This window comes from Necropsobacter rosorum (genome assembly GCF_964241405.1).
GTDB classification, from domain to species: Bacteria; Pseudomonadota; Gammaproteobacteria; order Enterobacterales; family Pasteurellaceae; genus Necropsobacter; species Necropsobacter rosorum.
The window spans coordinates 94,389-105,858 of record NZ_CAXSXF010000001.1 but is presented as its reverse complement, the minus strand read 5'-3'; the positions used below and the strand labels follow the sequence as shown (position 1 = coordinate 105,858).

At 52.9% G+C, this 11,470-nt stretch carries 6 protein-coding genes; 4 read left to right on the top strand and 2 right to left on the bottom strand.

All coding sequences use genetic code 11. The features are described from left to right. Positions 1-1,197, bottom strand: a complete 1,197-nt coding sequence (locus ACESOH_RS00465) for a Bcr/CflA family multidrug efflux MFS transporter (RefSeq protein WP_032091846.1) — start codon at positions 1,195-1,197, stop codon at positions 1-3. Between the two features lie 3 nt (positions 1,198-1,200). After that, positions 1,201-1,902 carry a 16S rRNA pseudouridine(516) synthase RsuA gene (gene rsuA / locus ACESOH_RS00460; RefSeq protein ID WP_373099839.1) on the bottom strand — a complete coding sequence of 234 codons (702 nt, stop codon included), beginning with the start codon at positions 1,900-1,902 and terminating at the stop codon, positions 1,201-1,203. A 229-nt stretch (positions 1,903-2,131) separates the two neighbouring features. Between rsuA and ACESOH_RS00455 the strand changes: the two genes are divergently transcribed. The 4 genes from ACESOH_RS00455 (at position 2,132) to ACESOH_RS00440 (ending at position 11,425) form a co-directional block, all read left to right on the top strand. Continuing rightward, the gene (locus ACESOH_RS00455; protein ID WP_373098947.1) at positions 2,132-4,402 is read left to right on the top strand and encodes an NADP-dependent malic enzyme; all 2,271 of its coding nucleotides are present in this window, start codon (positions 2,132-2,134) and stop codon (positions 4,400-4,402) included. 144 nt (positions 4,403-4,546) lie between these two features. Next, positions 4,547-5,188, top strand: a complete 642-nt coding sequence (gene sodA, locus ACESOH_RS00450; protein ID WP_032091848.1) for a superoxide dismutase [Mn] — start codon at positions 4,547-4,549, stop codon at positions 5,186-5,188. A 246-nt stretch (positions 5,189-5,434) separates the two neighbouring features. Then, on the top strand, positions 5,435-9,901 hold the full coding sequence (gene gltB / locus ACESOH_RS00445; protein WP_373098945.1) for a glutamate synthase large subunit: 4,467 nt from the start codon (positions 5,435-5,437) through the stop codon (positions 9,899-9,901). Between the two features lie 96 nt (positions 9,902-9,997). Beyond that, positions 9,998-11,425 (top strand): glutamate synthase small subunit GltD family protein, encoded by a 1,428-nt coding sequence (locus ACESOH_RS00440; protein WP_373098944.1) that lies wholly within the window; start codon positions 9,998-10,000, stop codon positions 11,423-11,425. Positions 11,426-11,470: the final 45 nt, after the last annotated feature.

Sequence of the window (11,470 nt, the reverse complement as noted above, 5' to 3'; positions counted from 1 at the left end):
TTATTTCAGATTTCGATAGGTTAAAAAATAATAAAAACTGACGGCGATCAGCGAACACAGCGTCATGGTCAGCAACATGGGAACGGCGGTTTTCATTTCCATTAAGGCGACCAGCGAGCCGACCGTGGCGCCGGTACCGAAGCGGACGCTACCGACCATGGAATTGGCCGTACCCGCCATCGAAGGAAATTTTTCCAGAATGGAGGCCATCGCATTGGAGCCGATCACCGAATTCTGCCCGACGAACAGGGCGACGCCGATTGCCATCGGCCAAAAGCCGAGATCAAACATTGCCACCAGAAACAGCCAGATGCCGGCGATAAACTGCACGCTTAAGCCTGCCTGTAGCATTTTTTCCGCGCCGATTTTGGTGACCAGACGCCCGTTTAAAAACGAGCCGAGGGTCATCACACCGATATTCAGCATAAAGAAATAACCGAAATGCTGCACCGGCACACCGTAAATACCGATGTAAACGATGGAACCGGCGGTAATGAAAGCGAACAGCCCGCCAAACCCGAAAGCGCCGGTAAACATATAGCCGAGCACTTCTTTTTTCTTCCACAGATTGACAAAATTACGCGCGATAACGGTTAACCGCAGCGGAATGCGATTTTCTTTTTTGTGGGTTTCCGGAATGATGAAATAGACCAGCAGAACGCTCAAACCGCCCATGGCGGAAATCACATAAAAAATGGAATGCCAGTGAAAATAAGAAACCAGATAACCGCCGATAATCGGCGCCACCAGCGGCGCGATCATAAAGACCAGCGTAATGGTGGACATGGTGCGCGAGAGTTCGTTTTTACTGAACAGATCCCGCAACAGCGCGCCTGCCAGTACCACGGGCGCGGCGCCGAAGAAACCTTGGATAAAGCGCAGCAGCGTGAAACTGCCGATATATTCCACTCTGGTCAGGCTTAAGGCGGTCAGCGCACTGACGATCACTCCCAGCAAGATAATCGGTTTGCGCCCGAAACTGTCGCCCACCGGCCCCCAGAACAGCTGCCCGGCGGCCATTCCGTAAGCGAAAAAAGTCAGCGTATGCTGAACCTGTTCCGGACTGACCTGCAGATCCTGTGCGATATTCAAAAACGCCGGCAGGTACATATCCACTCCCAGCGGCGGCAGCATAGACAATATGCCGAGGGTGAGAATAAAAATAAAACCGGCTTGGTGAACGTTGTTATTATGCAAAATTTATCCTTTGGTTAAGCGTGCGATTTCTGCCGCACTCAGCGGGCGGTATTCGCCTTCCGGCAGCCCGTCGTCCAGCTCGACGCCGCCGATTCGCCAGCGGTGCAGGGCGACGACTTTATTGCCTAAGGCGGCGAACATGCGTTTTACCTGATGATAACGCCCTTCGCTGATGGTCAGATCAACGGTGTAATCATCAAGAATCGTCAGCGCGGCCGGTTTGGTCGGCTGTTTCTCACCGCGCAGCAAGATGCCCTGTTCGCAGGCTTGTCGATAGTGACTTTCCACCGGATCGGCAAGGCCGACCCGATAGGTTTTTTCACAATGATGTTTCGGCGAGGTGATCCGATGTGACCATTGCCCGTCGTCGGTCAGCAGCACCAAACCGGTGGTGTCGGCGTCCAGCCGGCCGGCGCAGTGCAGTTTGCCGGCCAGCGGATAATCGAAAAACTGATAGACGGTCGGGTAATTGCCTTCATCATGGGTGCAAACATAGCCTTGCGGTTTGTGCAACATAATATATTGACCGCTTGCCACCCAAGGCAGCAATTCGCCGTTGAAGCGGATCTCATCCGCCTCGCTGATTTTAACGGCGCCGTTTTTTTCAATTTTATCGTTCAAACTGACCGCACTTTGGCGCAGGGCTTTGGTGGCCTGTGCGCGGGTAAGGCCGGTATTTTCCGCCAGAAATTTATCTAATCGCATCATGTCGTCGTATTTCCATTTTCAATGGCACGCATTTTACTACATATTACGCCAAAACCCTAAATTCTGCACCCTGCTGAATCGGCTAAGGCGGGCGAAAAGTGCGGTGTTTTTTGGCGGAGAATAATCAATAATGTGTTTTGAATCACAGATTTTCTGATTTTTTTGCCTATAATAAACAGGCTTAAGCTGTTTTTAGATGTAACGTTAATTTTAGAAGGATCGTTTTATGGATGCACAACTACGTCAAGCCGCATTGGATTTTCATGAATTTCCGCAACCGGGCAAAATTGAAGTCACGCCGACCAAATCGCTGGCAACCCAGCGCGATTTAGCCTTGGCCTATTCGCCGGGAGTGGCGATGCCTTGTCTGGAAATTCAGGCGGATCCGGCCTTGGCTTATCGTTATACTGCGCGCGGCAATTTAGTCGCCGTCATTTCAAACGGTACTGCGGTGCTGGGGCTGGGTAATATCGGCGCGCTGGCCGGTAAACCGGTGATGGAAGGTAAAGGGGTTTTATTTAAAAAATTTGCCGGCGTGGATGTGTTCGATATTGAGATCGACGAAAAAGATCCGGAAAAACTGGTGGAAATTATCGCCGCACTTGAGCCGACCTTCGGCGGCATTAATCTGGAAGATATTAAAGCGCCGGAGTGTTTTTATATTGAACAGAAACTGCGCGAACGCATGAATATTCCGGTGTTCCATGACGATCAGCACGGCACGGCGATTATCTCCGCCGCCGCGGTGATCAACGGGCTGCGCATCGTCAATAAAAAAATCGAGGAAGTCAGACTGGTCGCCTCCGGCGCGGGTGCGGCGTCAATCGCCTGTCTGAATTTGTTGGTTTCACTGGGGATGAAACGGGAAAATATCACCGTGTGTGATTCCAAAGGGGTGATTTACAAAGGCCGCGATGAGCGGATGGACGACACCAAAAAACATTACGCCATCGACGATAACGGCACCCGCACCTTAGCGGACGCCATTCCTGATGCGGATATTTTCCTCGGCTGTTCCGCCGCGGGCGCGCTGACTCAGGAGATGGTGAAAACCATGGGGCCAAGCCCGCTGATTCTGGCGCTGGCCAATCCGGAACCGGAAATTTTACCGCCGCTGGCGAAAGCGGTGCGCCCGGATGCGATTGTGTGTACCGGCCGTTCCGATTATCCGAATCAGGTCAACAACGTGCTGTGCTTCCCGTTTATCTTCCGCGGCGCGCTGGATGTCAGCGCCACCACCATTAATGAAGAAATGAAGCTGGCGGCGGTGTATGCCATTGCCGATCTCGCCTTGGCGGAACAAAGCGATGTGGTGACGTCCGCTTACGGCGACAGCGAAGTGTCGTTCGGGCCGGAATATATTATTCCGAAACCCTTTGATCCGCGCCTGATTGTCAAAATTGCTCCGGCGGTGGCGAAAGCGGCGATGGACAGCGGTGTGGCGACCCGGCCGATCGAGGATTTTGATGCGTATATCGAAAAACTGACTCAGTTCGTGTATAAAACCAACCTGTTTATGAAACCGGTATTCGCGCAGGCGAAACAGGATAAAAAACGGGTGCTGCTGACCGACGGTGAGGAAGCCCGCGTGCTGCATGCGGTGCAGGAAATCGCCACCCTGGGGATTGCCGCACCGATTTTATTGGGGCGCACCGCAGTGATTGAGCAGACAATTAAAAAACTGGGGCTACACCTTGAACAGGGGCGTGATTTTGCCATCATTGATATTGAAAATAACCCGTATTATGAAGAATGCTGGACGGCTTATTATAACGAGCTGAAACGCCGCGGCATGACGCAGGCGGGGGCAAAACGAAAAATGCTGCATAATCCGACCGCACTTGGCACCATGCTGTTGGCACTGGGCAAGGCGGATGCCATGCTGTGCGGGCTGGTCGGCCCGTATGCCTCTCATTTAACCGCGATTAAAGATATTATCGGCGTCAAAGCGGGCGCGATTCCCGCCACGGTAAACGGGCTGGTACTGCCGACCGGCAACCTGTTTATCGCCGATACTTTCGTTAACCGTAATCCGAGCGCGCAGGAACTGGCGGAAATCACCTTGATGTCCGCCGCCGAAGTCCGCCGTTTCGGGATCGAACCGCAAGTGGCGTTGGTGTCGCATTCCAATTACGGCAGCTTTGATGATCCAAGTGCGGTGAAAATGCGCGAAGTTTTACGCTTGGTTAAAGCGCGCGCGCCGGAACTGATTATCGACGGTGAAATGCACTGCGATGTGGCGCTGTCGGAAACGTTGCGCCGGGATATTATGCCGGACAGCCCGATTAAAGGGGCGGCGAATTTGCTGATTATGCCGAATATGGAAGCGGCGCGCATCAGCCTGAATTTGCTACAGGGTACGGCAACTCCGATCACCATCGGCCCGATCCTGATGGGGATGGAAAAAACCGCGCATATTTTAACCTCCGCTTCATCGGTTCGCCGTATTATTAATATGGTGGCGGTGGCCGCGGTAAAAGCCCAGCAGGATAAATAAGTTATCCTCCTTCTACACACGGGGCGGCATGCAGGCCGCCCTGTTTTTTAACAAAAATTTAAACTTTTAATGATCTTAATCAATTTTTTTGTTAAGATTTTATCGGCTTTATTACTAACGATTATTTTACAGAAGGATACTCATATGTCTTATACTTTACCTGAACTAGGCTATGCCTATGATGCATTAGAACCGCATTTCGACGCACAAACCATGGAAATTCACCATTCTAAACACCACCAGACTTATGTGAACAATGCCAATGCCGTATTGGAAACATTGCCGGAATTTGCCGATTTATGCCCGGGTGAGTTAATTTCCAAACTGGCTTCCGTGCCGGCGGATAAACGCACTGCCGTGCGCAACAATGCGGGCGGTCACGCCAATCACAGCTTATTCTGGAAAGGGCTGAAAAAAGGCACCACTTTACAGGGCGCGTTAAAAGACGCCATTATTCGTGATTTCGGTTCCGTAGAGGCGTTCAAAGCGGAATTTGAAAAAGCGGCGGCAACCCGTTTCGGTTCCGGTTGGGCATGGTTAGTGTTAAATCAGGGTAAACTGGAAGTAGTTTCGACCGCCAATCAGGATAGCCCGTTAATGGGGAAAGATATCGCCGGCTGCGAAGGCTTCCCGCTGATTGCGCTGGATGTTTGGGAACACGCTTATTACTTAAAATTCCAAAACCGTCGTCCGGATTACATCAAAGAATTCTGGAACGTGGTAAACTGGGATTATGCCGCAGAACGTTTTGAAAAAAAATCGGCGGATTGCAAGTGCGCTAAATAATCACTGATTGCTTGTTCAGTAAAGCCCGGGATGACCGGGCTTTTTTGTGGAAGACGATTTTTTAGTTTTTATATTGTTATTGCTATTTTTATTGAAAATAATCTAATAAATAAAAGTTTTTTCAAAATTATTTCTATATAAGATTGTTTTTTTATTGTTTATATTTAAAATCCTAACTGTTCGCCTCAAGGGGCGCGGATTAGATTTTGATATAACAAAAACAACAATGATTTATAGGAAGTGATGATGACAAAACTCTACGACCGTTCGTTCGAACGGGAAAACTGCGGCTTCGGTCTGATCGCAAATATTGACGGCGTGCAGAGCCATAAAGTCGTGCGCAACGGGATTTTAGGTTTATCCCGCATGCAGCATCGCGGCGCCATTTTAGCGGATGGCAAAACCGGTGACGGCTGCGGTCTGTCGCTGCAAATGCCGGAAAGTTTTTTCCGTACCGTGGCGGCGGAAAACGGTTTTTCTCTGGCTAAAATTTTCGGCGTGGGACAGATTTTTCTGCCGCAGGATGCTGTGCTGGCGCAGCAATATATGGCGATTATTGAACAGGAATTAACCGAAGAAACCTTAGGCATTCCGGCCTGGCGCGACGTGCCGACCAATCCGTCGGTACTCGGTGAGATCGCACTGGCGGATATGCCGTTGATCAAACAGGTGTTTATTAACGCACCGAGCGGCTGGCGGGGACAGGATTTGCAGCGCCGCTTATTTGTTGCGCGGCGCCGCATCGAAAAACGCATTGCACATCCCGATTTTTATATTTGCAGTTTCTCCAACCAGACGATTGTGTATAAAGGTCTGTGTATGCCGAAAGATTTGCCTGAATTCTATCTGGATTTAGCGGATTTACGCATGCAGACCGCGATTTGTTTGTTTCATCAGCGGTTTTCCACCAATACTCAGCCGCGCTGGAAACTGGCGCAGCCGTTTCGTTATCTGGCTCATAACGGCGAAATCAATACTATTTCCGGCAACCGTGCCTGGGCGCGCGCGCGGGCTTACAAATACCGCACGCCGTTAATTCCCGATCTGCAAAGTGCGGCGCCGTTTGTGAACGAAACCGGTTCGGATTCGAGTTCGCTGGATAATATGCTGGAATTATTCGTCAGCGGCGGCATGGATTTGTTTCGCGCCATGCGCTTGCTGGTACCGCCGGCATGGCAGCAGAATCCGGATATGGACGACGATCTGCGCGCCTTTTACGATTTTAACTCCATGCATATGGAACCCTGGGACGGCCCGGCCGGGATCGTCTTATCCGACGGCCGTTATGCCGCCTGTAATCTCGACCGTAACGGTTTGCGCCCGGCGCGTTATGTGATTACCGAAGATCGTCTGATTACGATTGCCTCCGAAGTCGGGATCTGGAATTACGCGCCCGACGAAGTGGTGGAAAAAGGACGGGTCGGCCCGGGGCAGTTGCTGGTGATCGATACCCGTAAAGGGCAGGTGCTGCATTCCGATGAAATCGATAACGAAGTGCGCGCCCGTCATCCCTATCGTGAATGGCTGAATAAACATGTGCAGCGCCTGATTCCGTTTGAACAGCTGCCGGAAAATGAAGTGGGCGAAGGAACGCTGGACGAAGCCACCTTAAAAATTTACCAGAAACAGTTTTTATATCATCGCGAAGAGCTGGAAAACGTGTTGCGCGTGCTGGGGGAAAACGGTCAGGAAGCGGTGGGCTCTATGGGCGACGACACACCGTTTGCCGTGCTGAGCGAGCGCCCGCGTCTGTTGTTCGATTATTTCCGTCAGTATTTCGCCCAAGTCACCAATCCGCCGATTGATCCGTTGCGTGAAGCGCATGTGATGAGTCTGGCAACCAGTATCGGGCGCGAAATGAGTGTCTTTTTTGAGGCGGAAGGCATGTCACAGCGAGTGAATTTTAAATCGCCGGTGCTGGTCTATTCCGATATGCAGCAAATTCTGCGTTTAGCACCGGATCATTATCGACACAGTATTTTAGACGCCACTTATAATCCCGATGAAATCGACCTGAAACAGGCGATTGAACGTCTGTGTGAACAGGCCAAACAGGCGGTGAGTGACAAAACGGTGCTGTTAATTATTTCCGACCGTTATATTGATCGGCACAAACAACCGATTCCGAGTGCGTTAGCGGTGGGCGCGTTGCAAAGCTGTCTGGTGGAAGCCAATCTGCGTTGCGATACCAATATCATCGTGGAAACGGCGGAAGCGCGCAATCCGCACCATTTTGCGGTGTTGATCGGCTTAGGCGCCACCGCGGTATATCCTTATCTGGCCTATGAAACCCTGTATCAAATGGTGCAGCACGGCGCGATCAGCAAGCCGCTGCGGGTGGTCACTGCGAATTTCCGCAACGGAATCAATAAAGGCTTATATAAAATCATGTCCAAAATGGGCATTTCCTGTATTTCCTCTTATCGCTGCGCCCGTCTGTTTGAAGTGGTCGGTTTAAGCGCAGAAATCACCGCACTTTGCTTGCCGGGAATTACCAGCCGGATTGAAGGGGCAGGATTTGCGGAAATACAGCGTCAGTTAAGCGTGAGTCGTAAACGCGCCTGGCGTCACAGTCAGGATCTGGATATCGGCGGTTTGCTGAAATTTAAACCGCAAGGCGAATACCACGCCTATAACCCAGAGGTGGTCAATGCGTTGCAGGCGGCGGTGAATTCGGGCGATTATGCCGAATACTGCGTATTCCGCGACAAAGTGAACCAGCGCCCGATAACCACAATCCGCGATATGTTACGGCTGAAAAGCGAGGGCAGACAGCCTATCGCCCTTGAGGAGGTGGAAGCGGCGGAAAATCTGTATCCACGTTTTGACAGTGCCGCCATGTCTATCGGCGCGTTAAGCCCCGAAGCCCATGAAGGTCTGGCGACGGCGATGAACCGGCTGGGCGGTTATTCCAATTCCGGTGAAGGCGGTGAGGATCCGAAACGCTACGGCACGGAAAAAGTGTCTAAAATCAAACAGGTGGCTTCCGGCCGTTTCGGCGTCACACCGGCCTATTTAATGAGTGCGGAAGTGATTCAGATTAAGGTGGCGCAAGGTGCGAAACCGGGCGAAGGCGGTCAGCTGCCGGGCGATAAAGTCACCCCTTATATTGCGCAGTTGCGCTATGCGGTGCCGGGCTCAACCCTGATTTCTCCGCCGCCGCATCACGATATTTATTCTATTGAGGATCTGGCGCAGCTGATTTTCGATTTGAAGCAAATTAATCCGCGCGCCCTGATTTCGGTCAAACTGGTGTCGCTGCCGGGTGTCGGTACGATTGCGACCGGTGTGGCGAAAGCTTATGCGGATTTAATTACGATCGCCGGTTATGACGGCGGTACCGGCGCCAGCCCGCTGACCAGCGTGAAATACTGCGGTTCGCCGTGGGAGTTGGGGCTGGCGGAAGCGCAGCAGGCGCTGGTGGAAAACAATTTGCGCCATAAAGTGCGCCTACAGGTGGACGGCGGGCTGAAAACCGGGCTGGATATTGTCAAAGCGGCCATTCTGGGGGCGGAAAGTTTCGGTTTCGGCACCGCACCGATGGTGGCGCTGGGTTGCCGTTATCTGCGGATCTGCCATTTGAACAACTGCGCCACCGGCGTGGCGACGCAGGACGATACACTGCGCCGTCAGCATTATCACGGCGTGCCGGAAAAAGTAATGAATTATTTTAAATTCATCGCACAGGATGTGCGTGAAATTCTGGCTCAATTGGGCGTGGCGAAACTGACGGATTTAATCGGACGCACCGACCTGCTGGAAATTATCCACGGCAAAACCGGCGCGCAGCGGGGACTGGATTTAAGCAAACTGCTGTATGCGCCGAAAGTGCCGGCCGGCAGCAGCCGGTATTGCACCCAGTCCAATCCGCCGTTTGATCCGGGGCGGCTCAATCAGGCGATTGTGGCGCAAAGCAAAGCGGCCTTCGACAGCGGTTTATGTGCGGAACTGACTTTCGATATCTGCAATCTGGATCGTTCCGTCGGCGCCGCCTTATCCGGGCTGATTGCCGAACGTTACGGCAACCGCGGTAATCCGTTGCAGGAATTTCATATTCGTCTGACCGGCACCGCAGGACAAAGTTTCGGCGTGTGGCTGGCGGGCGGCGTAAATCTGAGCCTGACCGGTGATGCCAACGATTATGTGGGCAAAGGCATGGCGGGCGGACGTATCGTCATTAAACCCCATAACGGCGTGGCCTTTAAGGCGGAAGATGCCGTGATAGCGGGCAATACCTGCTTATACGGTGCCACCGGCGGCGAATTGTTCGCTTCCGGACGGGCGGGCGAACGCTTTGCGGTGCGTAATTCGGGCGCGTTGGCGGTGGTGGAAGGCATCGGCGACAACGGCTGCGAATATATGACCGGCGGGGTGGTGACCGTGCTGGGCAAAACCGGCATTAATTTCGGTGCGGGCATGACCGGCGGATTCGCCTATGTGCTGGATACGGACGGCAAATTCCGCGGACGCATTAACCCGGAACTGGTGGAAGGGCTAAGTATTGCCGATTTGCCGACCCATCAGGAACATTTGCGCGGCCTGATTTCCCGCCATGTGGAGCTGACCCGCAGTGCAATCGGGGAGCGGATTTTGGCCGATTGGGATAATTATATGACGCGATTCGTGCTGGTGAAACCGAAAGCCAATGAAGTGGACGCCCTGCTCGGGCATAAACGGCGTACCCAGAATGAATTGCGCGCCGTGATTCAATAACACCGAAAAGGCGGAAAAGTGCGGTTAATTTTTAAAAACTTTCGTCAAAACGACCGCACTTTCCGGCTAACCCGTAACAGAATGAAGGAATAAAAAATGAGCCGTGATAATGTTTACCAGTTTATTGATTTACCCCGTGTGGATCCGTCGAAAATTCCCTTGCACAGCCGAGTGAACGAATTTATTGAGATTTACCAGATTTTCAGCGATGCGCAGGCGGTTTCGCAGGCGGATCGCTGTCTGGAATGCGGCAATCCCTATTGCCAGCACAAATGTCCGCTGCATAACAATATCCCCGACTGGCTGCGTCTGGCGCACGAAGGGCGTATTTTCGATGCGGTGGAACTGGCGCACCGCACCAACAGTCTGCCGGAGGTTTGCGGCCGGGTATGCCCGCAGGATCGCCTGTGCGAAGGCGATTGTACGCTGAACGGGGAATTCGGCGCGGTGACAATCGGCAATGTGGAAAAATATATTACCGAAAAGGCCTTTGAAATGGGCTGGAAACCGGATCTTTCCGGCGTGCCGGACAGCGGTAAAAAAGTGGCGGTGATCGGTGCCGGCCCGGCCGGATTGGGCTGTGCCGACGTGCTTATCCGCAACGGCGTGCAGGTGACGGTGTATGAACGTCAGCCGGAAATCGGCGGGCTGCTGACCTTCGGCATTCCGGCCTTTAAACTGGAAAAAAGCGTGATGACCCGCCGCCGTCGGATTTTCAGCGAGATGGGTATCCGTTTCGAACTGGGGGTGGAAATCGGCAAAGATATTGCGCTGGCGGATCTGGCCGCTCAGTATGATGCCGTGTTTCTCGGCGTCGGCACCTATCAGGGCATGCCGGCGGGCATCGCCGGCGAAACGGCGCAAGGAGTGTATTCCGCATTACCGTTTTTAATCGGCAACACGCAGCATTTGCTCGGCTTTGAGGCAGCGGATTATGTCAGCATGGCCGGTAAGCGGGTGGTGGTGCTCGGCGGCGGGGATACGGCGATGGATTGCGTGCGCACGGCGGTTCGTCAGCATGCCTCCGAAGTAACCTGCATTTATCGGCGCGATGCCGCCAATATGCCGGGGTCTAAAAAAGAATATCAGAATGCGAAAGAAGAAGGCGTGGCATTTCGCTTTAACGCCCAACCGGTGCGGATTGAAGCGGAACCGGTGGCGGTGTGCAGTGATGCGGCGGGCAGAGTGACCGGAATTAGCGTATTACAGACCCGTATGGGCGAGCCGGATGCTAACGGGCGTTGCCGTGCGGAAGCGATTGCCGGCAGTGAGACGGTGATTCCTTGCGATGCGGTGATCGTGGCATTCGGTTTTGCACCGCACGCCATGCCGTGGCTGGCGTCGGTGGGCGTTACGACGGATAAACGCGGACGTATCGAGACTTGCGGCGAGTTAAAACAGCAAACCGCCAATCCGAAAATTTTCGCCGGCGGTGATATTACCCGCGGCTCGGATCTGGTGGTGACCGCCATTGCCGAAGGACGCGAGGCGGCACAAAGTATTATGGATTATCTTTGCGTTTAACCGAACGCTTGAAATGCAAAAGCCGAGGCGTGGCGGCTTCGGCTT

Bases quoted from the DNA above. Each gene is read 5' to 3' on its own strand.
- rsuA (WP_373099839.1), bottom strand. From the start codon at position 1,902: ATGCGATTAGATAAATTTCTGGCGGAAAATACCGGCCTTACCCGCGCA.
- ACESOH_RS00455 (WP_373098947.1), top strand. From the start codon at position 2,132: ATGGATGCACAACTACGTCAAGCCGCATTGGATTTTCATGAATTTCCG.
- sodA (WP_032091848.1), top strand. From the start codon at position 4,547: ATGTCTTATACTTTACCTGAACTAGGCTATGCCTATGATGCATTAGAA.
- gltB (WP_373098945.1), top strand. From the start codon at position 5,435: ATGACAAAACTCTACGACCGTTCGTTCGAACGGGAAAACTGCGGCTTC.
- ACESOH_RS00440 (WP_373098944.1), top strand. From the start codon at position 9,998: ATGAGCCGTGATAATGTTTACCAGTTTATTGATTTACCCCGTGTGGAT.